Origin of the sequence: Neobacillus cucumis (genome assembly GCF_016908975.1) — a bacterium.
Classification (GTDB): Bacteria; Bacillota; Bacilli; order Bacillales; family Cytobacillaceae; genus Neobacillus; species Neobacillus cucumis.
Genome location: NZ_JAFBEX010000014.1, coordinates 1 through 25,069, shown reverse-complemented (window position 1 = coordinate 25,069; position 25,069 = coordinate 1). Strand labels below are relative to the sequence as shown.

The following is a 25,069-nucleotide window of genomic DNA, read 5'->3' as shown; positions in this document are numbered from 1 at the left end:
ATCATTCTATTTTCCTGCCTAAGTTTTACTATTTTAGAAAACGAATTATAAAATATATGTATTCTTTTTTGGAGGAATTTTCTTGGCCAACATCATTGTATTCATATTAATCATTCTTTTTTTAATCATAGTAGTTAGAGTTGCCAGGGTTGTAACCAAGGGGATTCAAATAGAACAAGAATTAAATGAGAGTGAGCAGATAAATAAAAGACTTCAAGAGCAAATCAAAATGAGTGAACAGCGGTATAAATCCCTGTTTGATTACCATTTTGATGCGGTTTATTCGCTGGATTTAAAAGGTCGATTTACGAGTGCAAATCCTGTTTGCGAAGCCTTATCCGGTTATAGCCCGGAAGAACTTAGTGGCAAGAATTTTTCGGAGATAATCTTGAACGAGGATTTGGAAGAGACCGTCCGAATTTTCCATCAAACCATTAAGGACGGGGGAAGCCAGCAAAACAAATTCCGTCTGAAGCATAAAAATGGAGAAATCATTCATTTGCATACGACTCTTATCCCAATCATTATTGATGGACAAACGGTCGGTGTTTATGGCGTGGCAAAAGACATTACAGAGCAAATTAAGAGTCAAGAAATGATTCAGCATTTGGCCTATCATGATTATTTGACCGGGCTCCCGAACCGAAACATGTTAGAGTCTTTTTTAACTAGCGGGACGATTGCAATGGAGAACATAGCCGTATTGTTTATTGATCTTGATCGTTTCAAGATTGTCAATGATACATTGGGCCATTCCATGGGCGACCAGCTTTTAAAGAAAGTAGCAGAAACGTTAAAAGCGTCGTTATCGGATAAGGATTTGATTTTTAGGCAAGGCGGAGACGAATTTATTGTGATCTTGAAGGATGCTGACCGTAAAAGAGCAGATACTGCAGCGAATGTCATCCTTGATGCATTATCCATACCGTTTAAATTAAATACGACAGAAGTATTTACTTCTCCAAGCATCGGTATCAGTTTATCACCTGAGGATGGAGAAACGGTTGAATTACTAATCAAGCACGCAGATTTTGCGATGTACCAGGCTAAAAAGGCGGGGAAAAAAACATACCGCTTTTATTCTTGTATTCAGCATGAGGGAGATTTCAACCCATTGACGATGGAAATGGAGCTTCATAAGGCTATTAAAAGGAATGAATTGTTTCTGCATTATCAGCCTAGGGTGGATCTGAAAACAGGAAATATAGTGGGTGTCGAAGCCTTGATTCGCTGGAATCATGCGAAATGGGGCATGGTCTCACCAACCAAATTTATTTCGATTGCAGAAGAATCAGGTCTCATTAATCCAATCGGGGAGTGGGTCCTAAGGCAAGCGTGTTCACAGAATAAACTTTGGCAGGAGCGTGGATTCCCACCAATCGTCGTCTCTGTTAATTTATCCGCCCGTCAGTTTTCGAATGTGAGTATCGTTTCCATTGTTGAAAGAGTACTGAACGAAACCGGCTTGGCACCAAAATTTTTAGAACTTGAGATTACGGAAAGTATGACGATGGATATTGAACATACGATTTCCACTCTTCACGAATTGAAGAGGCTGGGTGTTCTTATCAGCATTGATGACTTCGGAACAGGTTTCAGTTCCTTGAATTATTTAAAAGAGTTTCCGGTTGATACCTTAAAGATTGATCAATCCTTTGTGAGAGGACTGCTTAATAATAATAATGGGGACACGATTGTCAAAACAATCATTTCGATGACCCATCATCTTCAGTTAAAAGTGGTTGCAGAAGGGATTGAAACAGAGGAGCAATTAGTTTTCTTACAGGAGCATCATTGTGATGAAGGGCAAGGCTATTTCTTTAGTAAACCTGTTTTTGCAGAGGAATTCGTTCAAATGTGGACGAGGATGGAGCAGTTTGTGGGGGAGTATGGAATCATGCAGGAACCGTACTGGTTTGGAGATGACATCCCCTCAGGTAACCATCAAGTATATTTACCATAGAAGACCGATAGAGTAGAACCCTATCGGTCTTCTTTTATTTAGGCTGTGTTAAAGGGATATTGTTGATTTTGGAACGATTTCACTAGACCTGCAAAATAAACGGAAAAATTCCGTTTAAATTGGGAAATACCTCTATTTCCTTAAAAATAAGGGGAGTTTTTCCGTCTATAATATCCAAATCTTCGGATTTTGTCTTATTTAGAGCAGTTAATCGGAATATCTCCGCTTAAATCTGCTGCTTAAGCTCCCGCTATATACATTAGCCGGAAATTCTCCGTCTATGAATCTCATACCTACACGAAAATCAACCATGAATAATAACAGAGCCTAAGAAAGACCTCTAGAATTTTCATTCTAAAGGTCTTAATTATAGGATTCTTCTTTCAGCACTTCCGGAATCGGCTTTTGCTTTTGTGTCAAAAAGAAAAAGACCCCAGCCAGCACAAGCAGACCACCGACAATCTGCCAGCCCGCTAGTTTTTCATCCAGCAAGAAGAACGCTAAGATGGTAGCCCCGACAGGTTCTCCTAAAATACTCATCGATATGGTTGTCGCATTGACATAGTTTAATAACCAGTTATTGATAACATGGCTAACCGTTGGTACCGCTGCGAGTAAAAGAAAGATGCCCCACTCTTTTGCTGGATACCCAGTCACTGCAACCCCCGCTGTCAGATTATAGATGGTTAGCACCACTGCCGCTGAGAAAAACACACAAAAGCTATAAAGCCAATGGGATACTTTTTTAACGGTTGACTGACCAATTAACAGATAACCAACGACCGAAATAACACTAAAAAAGGAGAGGATATCCCCCATCATGGCACCTTTACTTAAGCCGAAGTCTCCCCAGCCAATCATCATGGCCCCGATAATCGCAATGCCCATTGTCAGCAAGGCAGGAATGGACGTCCGCTCTTTATATAAAAAGAAGCCTCCTACCAATGAAACAATTGGCTGCAATGCTAGTATAATCGTCGAACTTGCTACAGTTGTCAGCTTTAGTGAACCAAACCAAAGAACAAAGTGGAACGCCAAAAAGAGGCCGGAAAAGAATAGAAAATACCAATCCTTTTTCTCAATTTTTTTAAATTCATGACGCTTTTTCCAAACAATTGGCAGCATCAGGATGCAAGCAAACCACATCCGATACATACTTAATATCGAAGCTGGTGCGTCAGACCACTTCACAAAAATAGCCGAAAACGATATCGCAATAATGGAAATCGTCAGCGGCAGGGCAAACGATCTTGAACCTTCCTGTTTCATCTCGTCCTCCTATGAACATAACAAATCTCAAACATCTATCTATTATACTCGTGATTTTTTCATGTCTCAATGACTTTCCAGAAATAACTAAATACAAGCCGGATTTTCAGTTAACCGGCTTCTGTATCTTTTTTAACTTTTTAAAAGTACTTTTTATATATAGGAAAGACAAAAGATAAATGGATAAGGTTATAAGATAAATGGGGTAAGAGTAAGAGAGTTTCCAGCTATAATAGGTGAACATATGAAATTTCAGACTGATCCATTCCACTAGCATGGCGATAACAGACCAGCCGAGAATATACCAAAATATCTTCAAACCGCGAATAGACCACTTATCAAAATAATAAATAAAAAAATACCCAAAAGGCGGGTAAATGAACCAGCCAATCAAATCAAACCACTCAAATTTACCAGTATCGTTGATATCATACATATTAAAGCTTGAACCGCCTATAATATGGTCGGTTACTTGAACATAGGACATTCCGAAAAAAAGGATCAGTAAGGTAATGGTTAAAGGAAATCTCTTAGGAAGTTTTAGCATCAGCCAATAAGTCAGAATAAGAGAAATCACAATAAACCACTCGTTTTCGTCAAATTTTTCAGGTAGTAATAACATTAGTGATTCAACTCCTTCAGAACTAAATTTCGAAAAAGAGAATGAAGGAAGTAGGTAATCAGGTAAATACATAGCCATTGTATAATATCAAACGACCAGTTCCAGTTTTGATAAATGAGCACCTTAAAATATCTTAATCCCTGTTCTAGTCCAACAATGGAAAAAACGGCTAACAAGATCATAAGGACTTTTCCTAACTTAACTTGAATTTTCCGTATAGAGTCTAAACTGCAGGAAATGATCAACGGATATAAAACGATAAACGTCAAGTAAAAGGCAAAGAGGTCTGGGCTCTTTTTCGATAAAATAATTCCTTTTATATTTAGCGTGATTAGATCCATCATATTGCTGTCCAGGTACATGACAAGAAGGAAAATCATCGTTAGTTCGAGTGAATTTAATATTTTGGGTCTAACCGTGCAATAAATGACGGCTAATAAGGTGATGGTGGAATAAATGGTAAAAGCCATGGCTCCTCCCTTTCCGGCATTTTCAATTATTATGTTCCATTTTATGAAAATCATTTGTATTTTTTTGACAACATTTTTGGTAATATAAAAAGTAAGTTTGTACATAGAAGAGAAGGTTTTAAGAGCCTTTACAAAGGAGAGAAATGATATGGCAGTGTTAGTTACGGGTGGAGCCGGATATATCGGCAGTCATACCTGTATTGAACTATTAAACGCCGGCCGCGATATTATCGTTGTCGATAACTATTCAAACAGTAAACCGGAGTCTTTAAAAAGGGTTAAAGAACTTACGGGGAAGGATTTTGCTTTTTATGAGGTGGACCTCCTTGACCGGATAGGTCTTGAGAAAGTCTTTGCCGAAAATCAGATTGAGGCTGTCATTCATTTTGCTGGATTGAAGGCGGTGGGTGAATCGGTATCAATTCCGCTTCACTATTACCATAATAATATCACCGGTACACTGATTCTCTGTGAAGTGATGAAGCAATTTGGGGTCAAGAATTTGGTGTTTAGTTCTTCCGCGACCGTTTACGGAATGCCGGAGCGTGTGCCTATTCAAGAGGATTTCCCACTGGGCGCTACGAATCCTTACGGCCGGACTAAACTAATGGTTGAAGAAATCTTACGGGATTTATATGTGTCTGATTCCGAATGGAGTATTGCATTATTACGTTATTTCAACCCAATCGGCGCTCACGAAAGTGGTCGGATTGGCGAGGATCCAAATGGAATTCCCAATAACTTAATGCCGTTCATTACTCAGGTGGCGGTTGGCAAATTAAAGCAGTTGCAAGTGTTTGGCAGTGATTATCCGACGGTAGATGGAACAGGTGTCCGCGATTATATCCATGTGGTTGATTTAGCCATTGGTCATCTGAAGGCGCTTGAAAAAATTCTTCCTAGTACCGGTGTAGAGGCTTACAATCTTGGCACGGGTACGGGTTATAGTGTGCTTGAGATTGTGACAGCTTTTGAAAAGGCTTCTGGTGTTGAGATTCCTTATAAGATTGTCGACCGCAGACCTGGAGATGTGGCGGTTTGTTACGCGGATCCCGCGAAGGCAAAGAATGAGCTTGGCTGGACTGCTTCGAGGGGAATTGCTGAAATGTGTGAGGATTCTTGGAGATGGCAGAAAAATAACCCGAATGGGTATGAAGAGTAAGGGTTAGTTCGATTGTGGCAGGATGATCGGGGCGGAGTGTTTGGTGAAGTCCGAATAGGAGGTTGATTCCGGACAGGACAGCTCTGATAAGGGAGGATGTTGTCCGAATGAGGTTATGATTCGGACAGGAAGCGCTCTGTAAGGGGTCGATGTTGTCCGAATGAGGGTTTGATTCGGACAGGAACCACTCGGAAAAGGGTGATGTTGTCCGAATGAGGTAGTGATTCGGACAGGGATCGCTCTGTAAGGGGTCGATGTTGTCCGAATGAGGGTTTGATTCGGACAGGAAGCACTCGGAAAAGGGTGATGTTGTCCGAATGAGGTAGTGATTCGGACAGGGATCGCTCTGTAAGGGGTCGATGTTGTCCGAATGAGGGTTTGATTCGGACAGGAACCACTCGGAAAAGGGTGATGTTGTCCGAATGAGGTAGTGATTCGGACAGGGATCGCTCTGTAAGGGGTCGATGTTGTCCGAATGAGGGTTTGATTCGGACAGGAACCACTCGGAAAAGGGTGATGTTGTCCGAATGAGGTAGTGATTCGGACAGGGATCGCTCTGTAAGGGGTCGATGTTGTCCGAATGAGGGTTTGATTCGGACAGGAAGCACCGGAAAAGGGTGTATACTGTCCGAATGCGAGGTTAATTCGGACAGGAAGCGCCGGAAAAGGGTGTATGCTGTCCGAATGCGAGGTTAATTCGGACAAGAAGCGCCGGAAAAGGGTGTACGCTGTCCGAATACAAGGTTAATTCGGACAGGACCCAACTGAAAAAGCCAGATATTGTCCGAACAAGCCATCATCTAGAAAGATTAAAAGCTTATATCATAGTAATAGGCTCAATCATAAGAAGGTGTTTTATGGAGATCAAAATAGATAATTTAACCGGTCCAGAAATAGCAGCACTGATTAGAGAGCACCTTCACGGTATGACATTAAATTCACCTCCTGAAAGCATTCATGCCTTAAATCTAGAACAACTACGCCGGCCGGAAATTACTTTCTGGAGTGTCTGGGAAGGTCAGGATTTGCTTGGTTGCGGTGCGCTGAAAGAACTGGATCAACAGCATGGCGAGATTAAATCGATGCGCACCTCGTCGCAGCACCTAAGAAAAGGTGTAGCCAAACGGATGCTTCAGCACATTATTGATGAGGCTAAGCTGCGCGGCTATCGGCGCTTAAGTCTAGAAACAGGATCCATGGCTGCTTTTGAACCGGCCAGAAACCTGTATGCCCGTTTTGGCTTCCAATATTGTGAGCCGTTTGGGGATTATATTGAGGATCCTAATAGTGTTTTTATGACGTTGGAAATATAAGAAAAGCGAAACTCGCCCAGTCACAGTGGGCGGGTTTTTTTAAAATAGGAAAGTATAAATTTCGTCTTTGAGAATTGTCCAGCTCCAGGCGCCAGCGGCTCGAGGTCACAAGCCAATCCGTCCAAAAGGTTAAAGAGCTACCTTTCGGCCGGCTCGTCTTGTGCTTGTCGCCGAAAGCTAAGCGCCTTACGCTTTTCTTATGAAACTAACCAACCTCCATTTTAAAATTACAATAAATACGCATGAATGGAGTATAAAAAGCAGATATTATTCCATAATGAGGGGGATTATAATGAGAAAAAAGTGGAAAATGTACTTATTGTTAATAGTACCCTGGTTATCTGTCACGAAGCTTGGTAAGTCTTCATTCATTCGGTACCTGCCAACAATTATTTTCAGCGACTTGCTGATTGCCTTAATAAGCGAGCTATCCCGGGAGTTCAAATGGTGGAAAGTAAAAAATCCTATTTTTCCAAAATTAGCAACCGATGTATCCTTTGTATTTGGTCCATTTTCCATCCTGAACTTTTGGATCTTCAAGTTAACGTACAAACGATTTTGGTTATATCTATTGACGAATATTTTTTCTGACTATTTATTTGCTTACCCATTAACCACCATTGCAGAAAAGCTAAGAGTATATAAAATGGGAAGAATGAGCCGCATGCAACTTTTCCTGTTAAGTGTGGCGGTCGCTATTGTTAATTACATATACCAATTCCTCATTGTTGAACCGTTAAGAAAAGGAAAATATAAGAATTATACATAAAAAAATGACGTGTGCCTATCCACACGTCATTTCTTATGTATCTTATATTATTCTACCTCAACCTTACTTGCTTGTGCATTTGCGGCAGTATAAACGCCTTTTGACTCAATAAAGCGCTGAATCCGTTTCATTGCTTCCTGCAGCTGCGTCATAGAAGCAGCGTAACTGCAGCGAATATAACCCTCACCGCTTTCACCAAACACATGACCCGGTACAACCGCCACTTTTTCCTGCATCAACAGTTCCTCGGCAAACTGTTCAGAGCTTAAGCCAGTTGCGCGAATCGATGGGAATACATAAAAGGCGCCTCCAGGCGTATGGCAATCAAGACCCATCTGGTTCAGGGTCTGCACCATATAATTCCGTCTCCGGCGATAGCTGTTGCGCATCGAGATAACTTCATCATACGTATTCCGAAGCGCCTCAATGGCGCCATGCTGAAGCATATGCGGGGCACACATCGTTGTATACTGATGGATTTTTAACATCACTTCCACAAATTCCACTGGTCCTGCTAGGAAGCCTAATCTCCAGCCGGTCATCGCAAAGCCTTTGGAAAAACCATTAATGAGAATGGTCCGCTCATACATACCTTCCATCGCGGCCACACTGCAAAACTCTTCGTCATAAGAAAGCTCTGCATAAATCTCATCCGAGACCACCAGTAAGTCGTGCTTCTTGATCACGTTGGCGATTTCGACAAGCTCTTCCCTGGTTAGCATACTGCCGGTCGGATTGTTAGGCGAGCACAAAAGAATCGCTTTTGTTTTTGGTGTAATCGCCGCCTCGATTTGTTCAGGTGTTACTTTAAATCCGTTCACGGGAGAGGTGGAAACTGGAACAGGTTTCCCGCCGGCAATTGCTACTAATGGGCCATAAGAGACAAAGGCAGGCTCGACAATCAACACTTCATCGCCTTGATTTAAAATCGCGCGGAAAGCGAGGTCGATTCCCTGGCTTGCTCCAATCGTGACGATTACTTGATTTTTTGGACTGTACTCTACGCCAAATCTTGTACTCAAATAGTTCGTAATTTCTTCTCGTAATTCGAGTAATCCCGCGTTTGCAGTATAAGAAGTGTAGCCTTGTTCGAGAGAAAGAATGGTTGCTTCACGAATACTCCATGGGGTGGTGAAATCTGGTTCGCCAACCCCTAGTGATATAACACCCTCCATGCTGGCAGCGAGGTCGAAAAATTTCCTAATCCCTGATGGCTGTAGTTCTTTGGCTGTTTGGGATAGATAGTGGGCATGCTCGTGCCTCATGGTGTAACCACCATCCTGCGATCTTTATCATCATTTTCTTCTTCAAAAATAACCCCATCATGTTTGTATTTTTTTAACATGAAATGAGTCGTTGTTGAGATGACATTTTCAATCGTCGATAATTTTTCCGATACAAATTTAGAAATTTGGATCATCGATCTTCCTTCGACCGTAATGGACAGGTCGTAAGCACCTGACATGAGGTAAAGCGATGATACCTCAGGGAATTTGCTAATTCGCTGTGCTACCTCATCAAAGCCGACGCCGCGTTTTGGCGTCACTTTGACATCGATCATGGCGATGACATTTTCCTGGCCTTCAACTTTGCTCCAGTCGATTAAAGTTGGATAGCTGATAATGATTTGGGATTGCTCTAATTTTTCAATCGTCGATTTAACAGTTTCTTCACTGCACATCGCCATTAAGGCGATCGATTCTACAGGTAATTTATGATTTTCTTCAATGATTTTTAAAATTTCAATTTCCTCAGTGCTAAGTTGCATGTGGATATCCTCCTATTGCTTTCTTTGGACTTTATTTATAGTTTAGCTCAAGCGCCGAGGGACTTGTCTTCATCCTGTGCCCTTGTCCAAGAGCGCTCCGCTTTTCTCACTTAATGATGATTTTAATCCTATTTGTGGTGTCTGTCACGCAATGTTGAAAAAAATTTTGTATTTTTCTGAAAGCAAATTCATTTTCTAAGACTATATCATTATTTTTTAAAATGGAAGCGCGCACATGAAAAATTAGTAAAATTTTATTGAAAAATAGGAGTATAATAGGAAAATAAATTCTAGCTACAGGAGTAGAGAATGGTGGAAAAACAAACAAGCAAGTTTAGGTGGGTCGTTTTTGCTTCGGTGTTGTTTACGTATTTTTTAATTGTTAGTCAGCGGACAGCACCAGGGTTAATTTCTGACCAGTTGATGAAAGAGTTCAGTTTGACAGCGTCGATGATTGGTTTGTTGACAAGCATACAGTTTTTGGCCTATGCAGGTTTTCAAATCCCAATTGGCATTTTGTCCGACCGGTTTGGGCCCAATTTCTTCCTTATTATTGGTACTTTACTCAACGGGATTGGCACGCTTATATACAGTCTTGCTCCAAATGAGTATTTTCTTCTTGTGGCAAGATTATTGGCAGGACTGGGGGATGCCACCATTTGGGTGAATCTCGTATTGATTTTAAGTCAATGGTTTAAGGTCAAAGAGTTTGTTGGTTTACTCGGAATAGCAGGGATGGCCGGAAGCGCAGGATTTCTGCTCGCCACCGTACCTTTTTCGGCGTGGATTTCGGTAACAGGCTGGCGTACACCCTTTTTTATTATTGGAATCATCTTAGTATTAAGTGCACTATTGCTTTATTACGTTCTTGAAAAAAAGTCCAAGCAGCTGTTTAAGACGGATGCTATGAAAATGAAGCAAAAGGCGCCTCGTGAAAAAACAATGGTAGTATTACGGCGGATTTTTTCAAGCCGTCAGGCCTGGGCCGCGTTCTTCTGCCACTTTGGTCTAGTGGGTACTTACGTTGGGTTTATCGGCTCCTGGGCTGTTCCTTATGGCATGCATGTCTATGATATGACACGTTCACAGTCCAGTCAGCTGGTGATGATTGGTCTGGTGGGTGCTCTTGTTGGGGCACCGCTGACAAGCTGGATCTCAAGCCGGTTTGGTTCCATTAAGAAACCATTTGTGATTGTTCATGTGATAGCGTTTATTAGCTGGTTGGTGTTATTTTATACCGGCAAGCCGCCCTATTATCTGCTTGTCATTATTTTCTTATTGATTGGGTATGGGAATGGCTCTAGTTCTTTAACTTTTGCAGTGGTTCGGAAATCGTTTGATATCAAGGAAGTGGGTGTCGTTTCGGGCTTTGCCAATACGGGGGGCTTTTTAAGTGCGGTGCTCCTCCCAAGTATTTTTGGTAAAGTATTAGACCATTTTCACACAGCATCAGCAAGCATCGGTTATCATTATGGGTTTCTCATTCCCGTTATTTTCTCGTTAATGGGGCTCATTGGCGGAATCTTTATTAAAGAAAAGCATCAAGAGGCAGAACAGCCAAGTGAATTACCAGCATAAAAAAAGAGGAAGGATTTCAAGACGAAATCCTTCCTCTTTTTTCGTCTAGCTCCAGCGCCTAGCCCCGACAAGCATAAGCCACTCAGGGAATGAAGTCAAAGAACGCCTTCTTTCCCTGAGCGTCTTATGCTTGTCGGGGCTGTTCAAGGCGCTTACGCTTTTGGTCTTTTAATGTTGTAGGAACGCTAATTGAATAAAGAAAAGAATGGCAAACACATAAAGCAAAGGATGAATGTCACGCCATTTTCCTCTGACTAATTTTAAAAGTGGGAAGCTAATAAAGCCGAGGGCAATTCCCGTTGAAATGCTGGAAGTGAGCGGCATACTTATAACGGTTAGGAAAGCAGGGAAGGCCTCATCTAACTCATTCCAATTAATTTTGGCAATACTGCCCATCATCAAACTGCCGACAATAATTAGCGCAGGTGCCGTAATCGCAGCAATCCCTGATACAGCGCTAACGAGCGGACCGAAGAAAGCTGACACGATAAACAAGATGGCAACTGTTACAGAAGTTAACCCTGTCCGTCCGCCTGCGGCAACACCTGAAGTGGATTCAATAAAGGCGGTGGTCGGGCTTGTACCAAAAATAGAGCCGAAAAGGGTCGCGATTGAATCTGACAGAAGGGCCTGTCTTGCCCGTGGCAGCTTGTCACCCTTCATTAAGCCAGCTTGATTGGCTACACCAATCATCGTTCCTGTTGTATCAAATATCGTCACAAGGATGAACGAAAAGACAACCGCATAAAGGCTGTGGTGGATCACATCCGTAATGGCTGTAATCGGATTGGTAATCATCAGTCCTTCCGGAAGGGATGGAAGTGACATGAATCCTTTATCGAAGGAAAGCTGACCTGTAAAGAAAGCAATCACTCCGGTTACAATCATTCCGAAAAACAATGCCCCGTTGACTCTCAGGACCATTAAGATCAACGTTACGGCAAGACCAACGATGGCTAAAAGAGCTGAAGCTGAATGCAGGTCACCTAAACCAACTAAAGTAGAAGGATTGGCGATAATGATTTTCGTTTCACGTAAACCAATAAAAGCAATAAACAAACCGATTCCGGCGGTAATTCCGTATTTCAGATTATCAGGAATGGCTTCGATTAATTTTTCCCTGAAAGGTGTTAGGGATAAGATGAGAAAAATAAGTCCGGCGACGAAAACAGCGGCGAAGGCCGTTTGGTAGCTGACTCCCTGATGGGTACCGACGACAGAATAAGCGAAGTAGGCGTTCAAGCCCATCCCCGGTGCAATCGCAATCGGATAATTAGCGAATAGCCCCATCCAAAGGGTTCCGGCTAAAGCGGCAATGATGGTGGCTGAAAAGACTTGTTCAAATGGCACTCCGGCATCTGATAGGATAACAGGATTGACAACCACGATGTAGACCATGGTAAAGAAGGTGGTAATTCCAGCCATCAATTCTGTTTTTGCATTGGTATGATTTTCTTGCAATCTAAACATGAGGATACCTCCAAAATACGAACGTTTTAATGCAACTTTTATATATTATTCGTTTTTAACGAAAGTTTCAATAGTTATGTTTTATTTTTCTCTAAATGGTAATTGTTTAAGCGTTATCTTATTTAAGAAATGTTATAAAAAATTCATAAATAGATCCATGAGGACAGAATTGAAGCAGAAAAGGTGAAGCCTGTCCGCATAAAGCGTCCATGAGGACAAAATTGAAGCAGAAAAGGGTGAAGCCTGTCCGCATGAAGGGGCCATGAGGACAGAATTGAAACAGAAAAGGTGAAGCCTGTCCGCATAAAGCGTCTATGAGGACAAAATCCAACCAGGAAAGGCGCAATGTGTCCGCATAAAGAAAAGTCCTTCACCTACGGAAGGACATTTTTGTACTTCTTCAAATCATTCAGCAATGATAAATGCATCGGTTATGCCGGCCTTTTTGAGTTCGTTTAAACGGTCATCTGCATTTGCCCGGTTTCCGTAGGCACCGGATTGGACGCGATACCAGATCTTACCGGAAATCGTCACGGTGTCGACAAACGAATCAATTCCTTTTGATGATAGATACGTTACTCGGTCATCGGCATTTTCTCTTGATTGAAACGATCCTGCAATTACTTTATAGAGAGTGCCTGTCCCAGGATCGACCGCTTTTTTTGGTAGATTAAAGGCTTTGGCAAGCCCGTTGGCATGACCTTGAGCGACATTTTGCCGCCAGCTGCTTTGTTTCATTAAAGTAGCATCATGGGCATTATCAATAAAGCCGTTTTCTGATAAAAGCGCTGGCATATGGGATTCACGTAACACATGGAAATTCGCCTTCTTCTGGCCGCGATCGGTTAAGCTATTCAGCTTAAGGACCTCGGCGTGAATGATATCCTGATATTTTGCCGATGTAGACGTATCTGATAGACCACTATAAATATAATCTTCATATCCAGTACCACCGCCGGCATTAATATGAATCGCCAAATAATAGTCGGCTCCCCAGCTGTTTGCCTCATTTGTGCGCTCGGTTAATCCTTTGGTAATATCCGATGTACGGCTCATCTTAATATCGATATTTTCAAACTGATTAAGAAGGATTGTCCGCAATTTAAGAGCAATATCAAGTGTGACATCTTTTTCGTTTAGTCCATTTCCCTGGGCACCGGGATCAGTACCGCCATGCCCCGGATCCAAATAAAGCTTCATTCTATCAACCCCTTATTAAAAATTTGTCTTTCAGATTAATATATGGATAAGCTTGCAAAAGGGCTTGTACGATTGCCCGGAACGTAAAAAAACCAACCGAAATGGTTGGCTTTCAATAAATTTCAGGAAATAATTTCTGCTTTCTTATTCAAAAAATGTTCTAATTCAATAAATGATGATATTTAATAGGAAACGAAGCATTGGCAGCGTGTTTTTCATTATCTTCATTACTTAAGAATTTATTAAGATGCGCTCTGGGTAATATGTGAAAAAATTCAGAATTTAAAAATTGGTTAAAAATATTAATTGACGTAGTGGAGCAAAGTGTTATATATTTTAACATATTGATGTAAGGAAATATAACATGGTGGTGATTCCATGAAAAAAATAGAAGCGATTATTAGACCAGATAAACTCACGGATACGATTAAGGGATTAAAAAGTCTTGGCATAACAGGTTTCACGGTGTCACAGGTAGTGGGACGCGGAAAACAAAAGGATACAAAGGGTGTCTATCGCGGGAAAAATTATCAAGTAACACTTCACCCAAAAGTAAAACTTGAAATTGTTCTTTCTGATTATTTAGTCGATGCAACGATACAGACGGTTATTAAGGCAGCACAGACCGGTGAGGAAGGCGATGGGAAAATCTATGTTTATCCTATTCTAGAAGCCTATAACATTCGGACGGGTACATTTGATTATGATATTGATGATTTAGTGAAAAGGGAGGAGGGACTTTAATGGAATTGACGTTCATCAATACAGTATGGGTTGTTTTGGCTTCGGCAATGGTATTGTTTATGGAAGGTGGATTCAGCTTACTAGAAGCAGGGTTTGTTCGAACAAAAAATGCGGTAAATGTAACGATGAAAATTTTCGTGGACTTAACGATTGGAGCTTTGGCATTTTGGATGGTCGGTTTTGGAGTCATGTTCGGTAAGGATGCCTTTGGAATCATTGGAACCAATTTATTTGGGAGCCCTGAAAAAATCCATCTTGCGATTCATTTGCCTGGTACCGCTTTTGTTCTTTTTCAAATGGGTTTTGCGGTGGCAAGCATATCGATTATATCAGGTGCAGTGGCAGAACGGATGAATTTCAAAGCCTATGTGGTGACAGCAGCACTCATCTGTATTGTCATCTATCCAATAAGCGGACACTGGATTTGGAATCCTGATGGCTGGTTAGCAAAGATCGGTTTTAAAGATTTTTCCGGATCGGCGGCGATTCATGCCGTTGGCGGTTTTGCTGCATTGGCGATGGCGAAATGGCTTGGACCAAGAAAGGGCAGATTTAATTCCGATGGCAGCGCAAATGTATTTGCGCCAAGTAATATTCCTTTAGCATCGGCTGGTGCGTTTATTCTATGGTTTGGCTGGTTTGCGTTTAATGCCGGCAGTACATTGGATGCATCAAGCCCTGAGCTTGCGCCGGTTGCGATTAATACGATGCTTGCAGGAGCGAGCGGTGGGACAGTGGCCTTATTTTTAACGATGAAGAAGTTCGGGACAGCGGACCCAAGTATGACGATTAATGGCGTATTGGCGGGATTAGTAGCGATTACGGCTGGGTGTGCGTATGTTTCAGAGTGGTCCTCTATTATCATTGGTGCCATTAGTGGCGTTTTGGTCATTTATGCCACGTTGTTAGTGGATTATCTAAAGGTGGATGATCCGGTTGGTGCGGTGGCCGTACATGGTTTCGGTGGTGTTTTTGGAACGATTGCGGTTGGATTATTTGATAAGAGTGATGGCTTGTTAACAACCGGTCATGTTTCACTTGTTTTGATCCAGCTATTAGGAGCGGCTGTTGTTATGGTATGGGGACTCTTGGGTGGAACGTTTATGGCGAAAGTATGCGAGAAAACAGTTGGGTTCCGCGCCAAGGAGCGAGAGGAAGACGAAGGCTTGGATATGTCGTACCATGGGATACCGGCTTATAACGAGCTGGAGAGGTTTACTGATATACCGACGAGCTTATTTAATTTTGAAGAAACGACAGGCATTACGGTGGCACCGCCAGCCAGCAGTAAGGTCAAAGCAGGAAAAGCAGTATAAAGAAAGGCCGGATTCCGATGCGAATCCGGCCTTTTAGTACAGATTAAGGAAGTATATGATCGACCTTGAGAATTGTCCAGCTCCGCGCCTAGCCCTCGAAGTCACAAGCCAAGCCGTCCAAAAGGTTAAGTGGCAACCTATCAACCGGTTTAGCTTGTGTTTGTCGGGGCTTTTCTTTATGCTAGTATTCTATCTTTCCTCAAACTCTTCACTTTATACATTTCTTGATCAGCCTGTTCTAGAATATCATCAACCGTTAACAGTGTCCCAGGTTTATAGTGATGTAGCCCATGGCTAGCCGAGATTTGGTATGGATTAACGCCCGAGTGGTTAAGGATGTCAAAATCCTGTTCAACCCGTGCCCAGAATTGTTGAACTTCTTCTTGCTGCTTATTTAAAAAGATAATAATAAATTCGTCTCCTCCTAAGCGGAATAAATGGTCTTTCTTTGAAAGGTGCTTATGGATTAGTTCACAGCATGTCTTAATTAATTCATCCCCAGAAGAATGGCCGTAGGTATCATTGACTATTTTTAAATTGTTAATGTCGATAAACATCAGGATAAATTCAATTGAAGCCTCGAGCTGTTCTTGGATGAACTCCATTCCGCTTCTCCGGTTTCTCACACCTGTTAGCACATCAATCGAAGCGTGTTTGACTAGTTCAGCCTCTTTCTCTTTTATAGCCGTAATATCCGTTGTATCAATTAAGACGCACGTATGATCCAAGTATTCGATTAATTCAAAATTAAGTAAAGACCACTTCTCTAAATCTGGTGTGATTTGCTGTCGTGTAATGTAGTTTTTCATCCTACTTTCTCTTTCTAGCTTGCTTAGAATATCTTGCTTTTCCTCTTCGTTAGAAAACAAGAAGCTTCCATTTCTTAAATCGTTCAGCTGATAGTACTCAATCGCCTGTTTATTCATTAGAACAATCTCAAAATCGGCAAGTTTCATCAGGATGAGCGGTTTGGGGTTCATGTTAAACAAACTTCGAAAGCTTTCTTTACTTTTACTAAGCCTCTGCTTGTTTACGAAATCTCTTTTTCGAAAGGTATAGAAAGCAAGTGCAATGGTATAGGCAATGACAGCGGTGCCAGTTGAATTAATTAACATGGAAAGGAACAGATAATGATTGGTTTCCATCCAATTTAATCCTAATAAGAAAAAAATGTGTACTGCACCATAATGGATTAATATGTTTCTTGGGTTAAGGGGGAAAATGGCTGCTACAGCCAATAAAATAATGATATACGCATATAGATTTTTTGTGAATAACTGGCTGTTGATTGAAGAAACAGCCCCAATGATTAAATAAAGGAGTACAAAACTGTTCACGATCATGCTTTTTGAAACTCGGCTTTCTTTGCTTCGATAAATCCACACAAAAATGAGCGAGATCAACATACCGCTGATATGTACCATCGTTAGAACTCTTTTAAAAGTGGGATGGTCCAGATTCTTAAATAGGACAAAGTCGACAATGAAAAAACAGGGATAAGTAAGGATGAGCATATAAGAGACTAATTTTAGTCTCTCGAACAAATGCTCATAATTATGGTGGTCAAATTCTCTAGCCATGTTCGTTTTTTTCAATAGATTAGTAGGTAAGGATTTCATATTCCAATTCATCCTTTTATATGATTATCTTCAAAATCTTAACATAATTTGAGGTCGCGTGATAGTGTTGAATTGATGGCAATTATTACAAAGACCTCTTTAAAAGCTGATTAATAAGAATAGTGTTATAATAATAAAGGTTTTAATTCTAGCTAAGGGGAAATGAATATGATTCTCGTCGTTGGCGGAGCGGGTTACATTGGTAGCCATCTCGTAAAGGAATTAGTAGAAAAAGAAGATGTTGTCGTCCTGGATAATCTATCAACAGGCCATCGTGAGGCCATTGATAAACGGGCCATTTTTGTAAGAGGGGACCTCGGAAATGAGGAAGACCTGCAAATGGTATTCAGAAGTTATCCTATTAAAGCGGTCATGCATTTTGCTGCTTTTAGCTTGGTTGGGGAGTCAGTTGTTGACCCATTAAAGTATTATGAAAATAATGTAGCGTCTACCTTAACATTATTAAAAGTGATGATGAAATTCAAAGTAAAGAACTTTATTTTCTCTTCGACTGCTGCTACATATGGAATTCCTGATGTGGAGTTAATTGATGAAACGACTAAGACGGCACCGATTAATCCTTATGGACAATCGAAGCTAATGGTCGAGCAAATGCTGGCTGATTTTTCAAAATCGTACGGATTGAATTATGTCGTTCTTCGTTACTTTAATGCAGCAGGTGCTCATGAATCAGCGGCTATCGGTGAAAGTCATGACCCAGAAACCCACTTAATTCCGATTATTTTGCAGCAATTATTAGGTACTCGGGAAAAGGTTTCGGTATTTGGCTCGGATTATGACACCCCGGATGGAACCTGTATTCGTGATTATATCCATGTGACCGATTTAGCTGAAGCTCATATTCTTGCCCTAGAAGCTTTGCTATCAGAGGAGAAATCGGCGGAAACTTATAATTTAGGCAACGGACTCGGGTTCTCTGTTAAGGAAGTCATTGAGACTTGTGAACGAGTTACGGGAGTTAAGGCGAACGTCGAAATGGCGGACCGTCGTTCAGGGGATCCTGCTAGATTAGTAGCTTCTTCTGATAAGATTTTCACAGAGCTAGGCTGGAAAGCCGAACGCCGTTTAGAGAGAATTATTGAAGATGCCTGGAGATGGCATCAAAAACAACCATATTAATATAAAAAAAGCAATGCACCTTTCTAGGCGCATTGCTTTCGTTTTTTAGATGATTATAATTATTAATCTAGTAATAATGGATGGTTATTTAAAAGTGGAAGTGTTAATCACCATTAGATCTGTAAAATAAATGGGAAGGAAGGCGTTTCGAGGGTTAAGGCTATTTCAAAAGGGATAAGCCCTATCTCAAAACAAATCAAGTAAGCCTATATGAAACAAAATAACCACAGGGATATACCACTGTGGCCATACTAATTATAGTAAACCTACTAATTCTAATCCTCTTAAAATTCCATCTTCATCTACATGTTTTGTCACGTATTTAGCAACGTCCTTTACCTCTTCGACGGCATTGCCCATTGCAATGCTGTTTTCTACAAATGTGAGCATAGTGACATCATTCAGCCCGTCACCAAAAGCATACACGTTCTCTTTCGGGATAGTTAAATGATTCATTAAGGCTTCAATCCCTATTGCTTTTGAACCTCCCGCAGGAACCACATCGACAGAGCGCTCATGCCAGCGGACAAATTCAAATTTACTGAACTGGGAACGATAGGCTTCTTGTTCCTCATCATTACAGAATAATAAAGATTGATAAATTTCGCTTCCTTTATAAAAGTGAGGATCAAACACATATCCATCTTTAATTTTTAATGAACCGATTCCCTCTTCAACATGGGGATGGGATTCAACACTTGAGTACATTTTTTCGTGGTTTTCATAAATGATTGGATTAAGCTTGTTACCAGCTGAAGCAGTTAATAAATGCAGTTCGTCTGGATCGAGAGGGTTTCGATAGACAGGTTTACCGTTATGAACGACATATTGACCATTGAAGCTAACGTAAGAATGAATACCAAGTTCTTCCCGTAAATCCTTAAACATAAAGGGAGCGCGTCCAGTCGCAATGGCGATTTCATGACCTAATTCTTGTAATCTATTAATAGCCATTTTGGCTGAGGCGGGTAATTGCTTTTCTTCATTTAAAAGAGTGCCGTCAATATCGAAAAAAATCAATTGTTTGGTTTGCAATGGTGATTCCTTCCTTTCTGCTTATGTTGAAATATATTTTGTCAAAAAGCACAACTAAATCCATTATAAACGATAATAGGGCTTTCATATATGAGGGATTTTATGTAAGCGGTTTTACTAGACCTGTGATTTCCTTAAAAAAATGCTATCGTGTAAAATAATAATAGGCAATGTGTTCAGTGATACTATTGCCATTGTTAGGAGTTGGATGATTTGGAATGGCAAGAAAAAAGACAATTAGTGAAGGTCTCTCATCTCTATTATAAGGACGGTCAGACACAGGCGGAAATCGCCAATAAATTAGGGGTTTCTCGTCCGGTAATTTCCAAGTTGCTGCAAAAGGCCAAAGATGAAGGGATTGTAAATATATATATAAAGGATGAAACTGTCCGCACGGTTGAGCTCGAACAGCAGCTTGAAAAATGTTTCAACCTTAAGGATGCGATTGTGTTGCCGAATGACGGCTTGTCGAGCGAACGGGACAAGCGGGCAGTAGGGCTTGCAGGTGCCAATTATTTATCGCAAAATGCCAAGGGCGTCAAAAGCATTGGGATATCATGGGGAACGACCCTTGCCTATCTCGTTCAGGAATATCCTTATGAGCGACATGAAGAAGTCCAGATTGTCCCACTTGAAGGCGGAATGGGTGTCAAAGAGGTGGAAATCCATGCTAACCAGCTTGCCAATGAATTGGCTAAAAAAATGAACGGCACCTGCACCTATTTGTATGCCCCGGCCATCGTGGAAACAAAGGAATTAAAGGAACGATTAATGGAACTGCAGGATATTGAAACGGTGTTGGAAAGCAGTCGCCAAGTCGATATTGCTGTGATTAGCATCGGCAATCCTTTTCAACAGTCCACGTTAATGAGGCTTGGTTACCTAACAGAGCAGGATTTAAGCGAGCTCGAGGAAATGGGGGCTGTTGGCGATATTGGGTATCGTTTTTTTGATGCAAAAGGAAACCAAATCAGTGACTCCTCCAGCCAAAAAATTATTGGAATAACCTTAGATGAATTAAAGCAAATCAAGAATGTTGTGGCGGTAGTTGAAGGGGAGCACAAGGCAGAAAGTGTACTCGGAGCATTGAAAGGCCAATTTATTGATGTCCTGATCGTCGATGAAAAATTGGCAAGTGCTATTTTAAAGCTTACACAATGAAAAAAATAAATAAAAATGTTCAATAAAGAGGAAGTGTGCAGGCGTCAAACTTCTTCTTTTTAGCAACATAAGGCAGGACCATGCTATCGCATTTGGCGTTTCGTCCATTGTTGGGTTTTCATTCTTAGTGATAATGGTTTAAAATACACTTAAGGCAAGATCATTTAAAAGGTGGTTCGTATATGGACGAATTGGTGAAAAATCATCAGGATGATTTTTCGAATAATGAAAGGCTTACAGAACGTCTTCAGATGACTTTGGCTTTTTGCAAGCGATACCATATGTCAGCCGCTGTTTGTTACCTTAGAATACAAATCCCACCGAACTTATTACCACAACAAAATCAAGAGCTAGAGAAACGCCTTCTTCGCCAAATCGTCACCAGGCTAAAAAATTCGATTCGGGAGATTGACACTGTTATCGAGGTCATTCGCACTGATTTTATTATTTTACTAACCGATATAACGGAGTATGATTGCCAGTTCATTTGTAAGCGAATAATTGGCGTGGTCTCTGAACAATATTCGTTGGATTTCCACCAAATTTCTGTCGGCTGTCATATCGGGGTTTGCCTGTATCCGTATAGTTCCGAGGATGCCCATGAATTAATGTCTGTGGCCAAAGCGCAAATGTATGAAGCGGAAAAGGATGGGGAAAACCGCTGTTCTTTTTATAAAGGATGGCTTGATGCGAACGCCAATCGAGAAATGGTAATTGAGAATGATCTTCCATATGCGCTAAAGAAAGGGCAGCTCTACGTTCAATACCAGCCACAGTATAGTTTAATGGAAAAGAGGGTTACAGGTGTTGAGGCCTTGATCCGCTGGAACCATCCAAGTCTAGGTACCGTCGCTCCGGGGGAATTTATTGACCATGCCGAGGAAGCAGGTGTACTGAATGGCCTGTTCTACTGGATTTTCGAGGAATGTTGTAAAAATATGGCCAGAGCGAGAGAGAATGACAACAAATTGAAGTATTCGATTAATTTGTCCGTCAATCAGCTGTTACTGGACAACTTTTTAGCCAAAATAACTTCGATCTTAGCGGATTGGTCGGTTCAAGCCGAGCAAATCACCCTGGAAATCACCGAGAATATTGAAATTTACACGGTGAAAAGGGTCAAGGAACGGTTGGTTGCCTTGAAAGAGATGGGTTTTACAATCGCTCTAGATGATTTTGGTAATGGATATTTCTCGTTTTCCGATTTTCTTTTGCTGCCGATTGACTATCTAAAGCTTGACCGTAACTTTGTTTTAAGTTTAAAGAAAAATAAAACGTACGTCGATGTTATTTCTCCGATTATGCAAATGGCCCATAATCTGGGGCTGCAGGTGATTATTGAAGGAATTGAGGAGCATGAGCAGTTTTTAGAATGGAAGGAATTAGGCTGTGATTTAATTCAAGGTTACTTTATCAGTCAGCCGTTGACCTTTGAAGAATTTTTTGCTTCCATCGACGAGATTGACCGAAGAATTCAGGAAAGCTATTTTTAAAGAATCATGGGGACGGTTCTCTTGCTTCCAGATTAGGAAAGAGAGAAAAATATTGTTATAATTATACATATCATTGAAGATGCGAAGGAGAGACGGTTTGTGAAAAAAGTACGTAAAGCGATTATCCCTGCAGCTGGGCTTGGGACACGATTTTTACCAGCAACGAAGGCCATGCCAAAAGAGATGCTGCCAATTGTTGATAAGCCAACGATCCAATATATTGTTGAAGAAGCGATTGCTTCCGGTATCGAGGATATTATTATTGTTACAGGTAAAGGGAAGCGCGCGATTGAGGATCATTTTGATTTTGCCCCTGAGCTTGAGAAGAACTTAATGGAAAAAGAAAAATGGGATTTATTGAGTAAAGTCAACTATACTTCTAATCTCGCCGATATTCATTATATTCGCCAAAAGGAACCAAAGGGACTGGGACATGCCGTTTGGTGTGCGCGAAACTTTATTGGAGATGAACCATTTGCGGTGCTATTGGGTGATGACATTGTCCAGAGTGAAACTCCTTGTTTAAAGCAGCTGATTGAACAATATGAGGCGACCTTCTCGTCGATTATTGGTGTGCAGCATGTGCCTGAGAACGAGACTCATCGTTATGGGATTGTTGATCCGCTTGCGCAGGAAGGCAGACGCTACCAGGTGAAGAATTTCGTTGAAAAGCCAGCTCCTGGAACGGCTCCATCGAATCTTGCAATCATGGGTAGATATATTTTAACACCTGAAATTTTTATGTTCCTTGATGCTCATGAAGCTGGAGCCGGCGGTGAAATCCAGTTAACGGATGCCATTCAAAAACTAAACCAGATTCAGCGCGTGTTTGCCTACGACTTTGAGGGCAAACGGTTTGATGTCGGCGAAAAGATCGGCTTTGTCAAAACCACCATCGAATTCGCTTTGCAGCAAGAAGGACTAAACACCGAACTCATCCAATTCCTAAAAGAACTGATCCAAGAAAACGAAAACAAACTAGACAGCAAACAAGAAAACAAACTAGACAGCAAACAAGAAGACAACATCCAAGAAGTGTAAATGGTGTCAGGCACCGGAGAGAACCGAATAATTTAGTTGTTCATAGAATAGATAATGAATGATTTAGGAGGTTTGACCGATGTATCCTTTTACCAATTATTATGATGCTTTAAATAGACAGACGCATGAGTTGATTCAAGATGTGGAGCAGGCGGTCAATGGTGAATATTCAGCGATTGAATGTTATACCAGATTGGCCAATTTAGCTTCGAATAAGAAAGAGCGGGAACGAATCTTGGAGATTCGTGAGGATGAAGTCAAACATTATCAGCAGTTTGTTCAAATTTATCGTGGCTTAACTGGGAGGCCACCTCAGCCAAAAATCACGGAAGAATGCCCAAATAGTTATCTGAAGGGTTTAATGTTTGCGATTGAGGATGAACAGAAAACGGTGGATTTTTACATGGACATAGCCGATAAGGCGACGGATCCGATGATGAGAAGTGCCTTTCAGAGAGCGGCAGTGGATGAACAAAATCATGCAGTCTGGTTTTTGTATTTTTTTACAAAAGGAAAATCATAGAGGAATTGCCCCCGGGGGATACCCAGATGGGGGCGTTTTTTGTTTACTTGAGTTTGCAAGTATTGTTGGGATTAATCTCCTCCTCCTCCATCGGAATCACTCCCTCCGCCGGAATCGCTGCTATAATCTGAATCAGTATTTGGGGAAGACTCTAGGTTGTCGTCATGGTAGGAATGATTATCATAAGAAGAATGGTCTTTTTTTTTGTTTATGCTCGGGAAGATTAAGAAGGCAAAGATAATTAATAAGGTACCAAAGAATTCCTGCGTACCGAAAATAAGGTAGACCCCGTACACAAGAAGGAGAATACCAATAATTCGCTGAAACAATCTGATTACTTTCAGAGACATTCCCCCTTAGATATTAATAATGTGAGTAAGTTCTCTCCTTATAAATAAATATTAAGACGTAGGACCTTTTATACGTTAATGGCGTAAATCAAGCCTGGCCGTCTTTTTAGGACAAAACACTTGTTGTGCCTACCCCAAAGTCATGGGGGAAATCGACCAATGCCTGGTGAAATGAGCCATCCCCATTGAAAATGATCCAACCGCCATCTTATAGTATGGTCGAGGTGGCAAGCTTGACTTTTTGATGACAGTATAATTGGGGTGTAAATGGTAAAAAATCCAATGATGCCAAAAAATGAGCCAATACCTGCCTGAAATGAGCCAATCAAGGGAGAAAATCGGCCAATGGCTGCCCGAAATGAGCCATTCCCCCTTGAAAATGAGCCAATCGCCATTTTAGAGTATGGTCGAGGTGGCAAGCTTGGCTATTTGATGAAAGTGTAATTGGTTATAAGTGGTAAAAAATCCGATGATACCAAAAAATGAGCCAATACCTGTCCGAAATGAGCCAATCAAGGGGAAAAATCGGCCAATGGCTGCCCGAAATGAGCCATTCCCCCTTGAAAATGAGCCAATCGCCATTTTAGAGTAAGATCGAGGTGGCAAGCTTGGCTTTTTGATGGCAGTATAATTGGGTGTAAATGGTAAAAAATCCGATGATACCAAAAAATGAGCCAATACCTGCCTGAAATGAGCCAATCAAGGGGGAAAATCGGCCAATGGCTGCCTGAAATGAGCCATTCCCCCTTGAAAATGAGCCAATCGCCATTTTAGAGTATGGTCGAGGTGGCAAGCTTGGCTTATTGATGACAGTATAATTGGTTATAAATAGTAAAAAATCCGATGATACCAAAAAATGAGCCAATACCTGTCCGAAATGAGCCAATCAAGGGGGAAAATCGGCCAATGGCTGCCCGAAATGAGCCATTCCCCCTTGAAAATGAGCCAATCGCCATTTTAGAGTATAATCGAGGTGGCAAGCTTGGCTTATTGATGACAGTATAATTGGTTATAAATAGTAAAAAATCCGATGATACCAAAAAATGAGCCAATACCTGTCCGA

General features: G+C 41.2%; 26 protein-coding genes. 14 read left to right on the top strand and 12 right to left on the bottom strand.

Annotation, left to right across the window (positions count from 1 at the left end; genetic code table 11):
• Nucleotides 1-82: 82 nt before the first annotated feature.
• The gene (locus JOC76_RS18650; protein WP_205180083.1) at nt 83-1,963 is read left to right on the top strand and encodes a sensor domain-containing protein; all 1,881 of its coding nucleotides are present in this window, start codon (nt 83-85) and stop codon (nt 1,961-1,963) included.
• Between the two features lie 363 nt (nt 1,964-2,326).
• Here JOC76_RS18650 and JOC76_RS18645 read toward each other — a convergent pair whose 3' ends face one another.
• The 3 genes from JOC76_RS18645 to JOC76_RS18635 all read right to left on the bottom strand — a co-directional run bounded on the left by JOC76_RS18645 (nt 2,327) and on the right by JOC76_RS18635 (nt 4,324).
• Nucleotides 2,327-3,232: a DMT family transporter gene (locus JOC76_RS18645; RefSeq protein ID WP_205180081.1), complete on the bottom strand. Its 906-nt coding sequence runs from the start codon at nt 3,230-3,232 to the stop codon at nt 2,327-2,329.
• A 106-nt stretch (nt 3,233-3,338) separates the two neighbouring features.
• The gene (locus JOC76_RS18640; RefSeq protein ID WP_205180074.1) at nt 3,339-3,854 is read right to left on the bottom strand and encodes a hypothetical protein; all 516 of its coding nucleotides are present in this window, start codon (nt 3,852-3,854) and stop codon (nt 3,339-3,341) included.
• Nucleotides 3,854-4,324 carry a hypothetical protein gene (locus tag JOC76_RS18635; protein ID WP_205180072.1) on the bottom strand — a complete coding sequence of 157 codons (471 nt, stop codon included), beginning with the start codon at nt 4,322-4,324 and terminating at the stop codon, nt 3,854-3,856. Before JOC76_RS18635 ends, JOC76_RS18640 begins: the two co-directional genes overlap by 1 nt.
• Before the next feature lie 148 nt (nt 4,325-4,472).
• Here JOC76_RS18635 and galE (JOC76_RS18630) point away from each other — a divergent pair, with 148 nt between their 5' ends.
• Nucleotides 4,473-5,486 (top strand): UDP-glucose 4-epimerase GalE, encoded by a 1,014-nt coding sequence (galE, locus tag JOC76_RS18630; protein WP_205180071.1) that lies wholly within the window; start codon nt 4,473-4,475, stop codon nt 5,484-5,486.
• A gap of 3 nt (nt 5,487-5,489) precedes the next feature.
• Here the strand turns inward: galE (JOC76_RS18630) and JOC76_RS18625 are convergent, their stop codons facing one another.
• Nucleotides 5,490-6,191, bottom strand: a complete 702-nt coding sequence (locus tag JOC76_RS18625) for a hypothetical protein (RefSeq protein WP_205180069.1) — start codon at nt 6,189-6,191, stop codon at nt 5,490-5,492.
• Nucleotides 6,192-6,343: 152 nt separating this feature from the next.
• Between JOC76_RS18625 and JOC76_RS18620 the strand changes: the two genes are divergently transcribed.
• Both JOC76_RS18620 and JOC76_RS18615 read left to right on the top strand, forming a co-directional pair.
• Complete coding sequence (locus tag JOC76_RS18620) at nt 6,344-6,799, top strand: GNAT family N-acetyltransferase (protein ID WP_205180067.1); 456 nt, start codon at nt 6,344-6,346, stop codon at nt 6,797-6,799.
• A 292-nt stretch (nt 6,800-7,091) separates the two neighbouring features.
• Nucleotides 7,092-7,568, top strand: a complete 477-nt coding sequence (locus JOC76_RS18615; protein ID WP_205180066.1) for a hypothetical protein — start codon at nt 7,092-7,094, stop codon at nt 7,566-7,568.
• A gap of 47 nt (nt 7,569-7,615) precedes the next feature.
• On the opposite strand, the gene JOC76_RS18610 is transcribed toward JOC76_RS18615, so the two are convergent.
• Nucleotides 7,616-8,833: an aminotransferase gene (locus tag JOC76_RS18610; protein ID WP_205180064.1), complete on the bottom strand. Its 1,218-nt coding sequence runs from the start codon at nt 8,831-8,833 to the stop codon at nt 7,616-7,618.
• The gene (locus JOC76_RS18605; RefSeq protein WP_205180062.1) at nt 8,830-9,336 is read right to left on the bottom strand and encodes an Lrp/AsnC family transcriptional regulator; all 507 of its coding nucleotides are present in this window, start codon (nt 9,334-9,336) and stop codon (nt 8,830-8,832) included. The genes JOC76_RS18610 and JOC76_RS18605 overlap by 4 nt, the downstream gene beginning before the upstream one ends.
• 312 nt (nt 9,337-9,648) lie before the next feature.
• Here JOC76_RS18605 and JOC76_RS18600 point away from each other — a divergent pair, with 312 nt between their 5' ends.
• The gene (locus JOC76_RS18600; protein WP_205180060.1) at nt 9,649-10,914 is read left to right on the top strand and encodes an MFS transporter; all 1,266 of its coding nucleotides are present in this window, start codon (nt 9,649-9,651) and stop codon (nt 10,912-10,914) included.
• A gap of 168 nt (nt 10,915-11,082) precedes the next feature.
• Here the strand turns inward: JOC76_RS18600 and JOC76_RS18595 are convergent, their stop codons facing one another.
• Nucleotides 11,083-12,384 carry an NCS2 family permease gene (locus JOC76_RS18595; protein WP_205180058.1) on the bottom strand — a complete coding sequence of 434 codons (1,302 nt, stop codon included), beginning with the start codon at nt 12,382-12,384 and terminating at the stop codon, nt 11,083-11,085.
• A 405-nt stretch (nt 12,385-12,789) separates the two neighbouring features.
• Nucleotides 12,790-13,584: an N-acetylmuramoyl-L-alanine amidase gene (locus JOC76_RS18590; RefSeq protein ID WP_205180056.1), complete on the bottom strand. Its 795-nt coding sequence runs from the start codon at nt 13,582-13,584 to the stop codon at nt 12,790-12,792.
• A 378-nt stretch (nt 13,585-13,962) separates the two neighbouring features.
• Here JOC76_RS18590 and JOC76_RS18585 point away from each other — a divergent pair, with 378 nt between their 5' ends.
• Entirely contained in the window at nt 13,963-14,328 is a 366-nt protein-coding gene (locus JOC76_RS18585) for a P-II family nitrogen regulator (protein WP_205180054.1), read from the top strand.
• Nucleotides 14,328-15,644 carry an ammonium transporter gene (locus JOC76_RS18580; protein WP_205180052.1) on the top strand — a complete coding sequence of 439 codons (1,317 nt, stop codon included), beginning with the start codon at nt 14,328-14,330 and terminating at the stop codon, nt 15,642-15,644. Before JOC76_RS18585 ends, JOC76_RS18580 begins: the two co-directional genes overlap by 1 nt.
• Nucleotides 15,645-15,820: 176 nt before the next feature.
• On the opposite strand, the gene JOC76_RS18575 is transcribed toward JOC76_RS18580, so the two are convergent.
• Entirely contained in the window at nt 15,821-17,068 is a 1,248-nt protein-coding gene (locus tag JOC76_RS18575; RefSeq protein WP_205180050.1) for a GGDEF domain-containing protein, read from the bottom strand.
• Between the two features lie 363 nt (nt 17,069-17,431).
• Between JOC76_RS18575 and galE (JOC76_RS18570) the strand changes: the two genes are divergently transcribed.
• On the top strand, nt 17,432-18,403 hold the full coding sequence (galE, locus tag JOC76_RS18570) for a UDP-glucose 4-epimerase GalE (protein ID WP_205180048.1): 972 nt from the start codon (nt 17,432-17,434) through the stop codon (nt 18,401-18,403).
• A 255-nt stretch (nt 18,404-18,658) separates the two neighbouring features.
• Here the strand turns inward: galE (JOC76_RS18570) and JOC76_RS18565 are convergent, their stop codons facing one another.
• Entirely contained in the window at nt 18,659-19,438 is a 780-nt protein-coding gene (locus tag JOC76_RS18565) for a Cof-type HAD-IIB family hydrolase (protein ID WP_205180046.1), read from the bottom strand.
• 213 nt (nt 19,439-19,651) lie between these two features.
• On the opposite strand from JOC76_RS18565, the gene JOC76_RS18560 reads away from it, so the two are divergent.
• The 4 genes from JOC76_RS18560 to JOC76_RS18545 all read left to right on the top strand — a co-directional run bounded on the left by JOC76_RS18560 (nt 19,652) and on the right by JOC76_RS18545 (nt 23,656).
• Nucleotides 19,652-20,599, top strand: a complete 948-nt coding sequence (locus tag JOC76_RS18560; protein ID WP_205180044.1) for a sugar-binding transcriptional regulator — start codon at nt 19,652-19,654, stop codon at nt 20,597-20,599.
• Nucleotides 20,600-20,781: 182 nt separating this feature from the next.
• Complete coding sequence (locus JOC76_RS18555; protein WP_205180042.1) at nt 20,782-22,092, top strand: putative bifunctional diguanylate cyclase/phosphodiesterase; 1,311 nt, start codon at nt 20,782-20,784, stop codon at nt 22,090-22,092.
• Nucleotides 22,093-22,191: 99 nt separating this feature from the next.
• Entirely contained in the window at nt 22,192-23,133 is a 942-nt protein-coding gene (galU, locus tag JOC76_RS18550) for a UTP--glucose-1-phosphate uridylyltransferase GalU (protein ID WP_205180040.1), read from the top strand.
• Between the two features lie 79 nt (nt 23,134-23,212).
• On the top strand, nt 23,213-23,656 hold the full coding sequence (locus JOC76_RS18545) for a ferritin-like domain-containing protein (protein ID WP_205180038.1): 444 nt from the start codon (nt 23,213-23,215) through the stop codon (nt 23,654-23,656).
• A 71-nt stretch (nt 23,657-23,727) separates the two neighbouring features.
• Here JOC76_RS18545 and JOC76_RS18540 read toward each other — a convergent pair whose 3' ends face one another.
• On the bottom strand, nt 23,728-24,006 hold the full coding sequence (locus JOC76_RS18540; RefSeq protein WP_205180032.1) for a hypothetical protein: 279 nt from the start codon (nt 24,004-24,006) through the stop codon (nt 23,728-23,730).
• 454 nt (nt 24,007-24,460) lie between these two features.
• Between JOC76_RS18540 and JOC76_RS18535 the strand changes: the two genes are divergently transcribed.
• Nucleotides 24,461-24,598 (top strand): hypothetical protein, encoded by a 138-nt coding sequence (locus JOC76_RS18535; protein ID WP_205180031.1) that lies wholly within the window; start codon nt 24,461-24,463, stop codon nt 24,596-24,598.
• On the opposite strand, the gene JOC76_RS18530 is transcribed toward JOC76_RS18535, so the two are convergent.
• Nucleotides 24,590-24,859 (bottom strand): hypothetical protein, encoded by a 270-nt coding sequence (locus tag JOC76_RS18530; RefSeq protein WP_205180030.1) that lies wholly within the window; start codon nt 24,857-24,859, stop codon nt 24,590-24,592. The genes JOC76_RS18535 and JOC76_RS18530 overlap by 9 nt on opposite strands.
• On the opposite strand from JOC76_RS18530, the gene JOC76_RS18525 reads away from it, so the two are divergent.
• Nucleotides 24,850-25,011, top strand: coding sequence for a hypothetical protein (locus tag JOC76_RS18525; protein ID WP_205180029.1), 162 nt, complete (start codon nt 24,850-24,852; stop codon nt 25,009-25,011). The genes JOC76_RS18530 and JOC76_RS18525 overlap by 10 nt on opposite strands.
• Nucleotides 25,012-25,069 lie beyond the last annotated feature (58 nt).

Coding starts and splice junctions, on each gene's coding strand:
- JOC76_RS18645 (WP_205180081.1), bottom strand. CDS start 3,232: ATGAAACAGGAAGGTTCAAGATCGTTTGCCCTGCCGCTGACGATTTCC.
- JOC76_RS18640 (WP_205180074.1), bottom strand. CDS start 3,854: ATGTTATTACTACCTGAAAAATTTGACGAAAACGAGTGGTTTATTGTG.
- JOC76_RS18635 (WP_205180072.1), bottom strand. CDS start 4,324: ATGGCTTTTACCATTTATTCCACCATCACCTTATTAGCCGTCATTTAT.
- galE (WP_205180071.1), top strand. CDS start 4,473: ATGGCAGTGTTAGTTACGGGTGGAGCCGGATATATCGGCAGTCATACC.
- JOC76_RS18620 (WP_205180067.1), top strand. CDS start 6,344: ATGGAGATCAAAATAGATAATTTAACCGGTCCAGAAATAGCAGCACTG.
- JOC76_RS18615 (WP_205180066.1), top strand. CDS start 7,092: ATGAGAAAAAAGTGGAAAATGTACTTATTGTTAATAGTACCCTGGTTA.
- JOC76_RS18610 (WP_205180064.1), bottom strand. CDS start 8,833: ATGAGGCACGAGCATGCCCACTATCTATCCCAAACAGCCAAAGAACTA.
- JOC76_RS18605 (WP_205180062.1), bottom strand. CDS start 9,336: ATGCAACTTAGCACTGAGGAAATTGAAATTTTAAAAATCATTGAAGAA.
- JOC76_RS18595 (WP_205180058.1), bottom strand. CDS start 12,384: ATGTTTAGATTGCAAGAAAATCATACCAATGCAAAAACAGAATTGATG.
- JOC76_RS18590 (WP_205180056.1), bottom strand. CDS start 13,584: ATGAAGCTTTATTTGGATCCGGGGCATGGCGGTACTGATCCCGGTGCC.
- JOC76_RS18585 (WP_205180054.1), top strand. CDS start 13,963: ATGAAAAAAATAGAAGCGATTATTAGACCAGATAAACTCACGGATACG.
- JOC76_RS18580 (WP_205180052.1), top strand. CDS start 14,328: ATGGAATTGACGTTCATCAATACAGTATGGGTTGTTTTGGCTTCGGCA.
- JOC76_RS18575 (WP_205180050.1), bottom strand. CDS start 17,068: ATGGTACATATCAGCGGTATGTTGATCTCGCTCATTTTTGTGTGGATT.
- galE (WP_205180048.1), top strand. CDS start 17,432: ATGATTCTCGTCGTTGGCGGAGCGGGTTACATTGGTAGCCATCTCGTA.
- JOC76_RS18555 (WP_205180042.1), top strand. CDS start 20,782: ATGGACGAATTGGTGAAAAATCATCAGGATGATTTTTCGAATAATGAA.
- JOC76_RS18545 (WP_205180038.1), top strand. CDS start 23,213: ATGTATCCTTTTACCAATTATTATGATGCTTTAAATAGACAGACGCAT.
- JOC76_RS18540 (WP_205180032.1), bottom strand. CDS start 24,006: ATGTCTCTGAAAGTAATCAGATTGTTTCAGCGAATTATTGGTATTCTC.
- JOC76_RS18525 (WP_205180029.1), top strand. CDS start 24,850: ATGATACCAAAAAATGAGCCAATACCTGTCCGAAATGAGCCAATCAAG.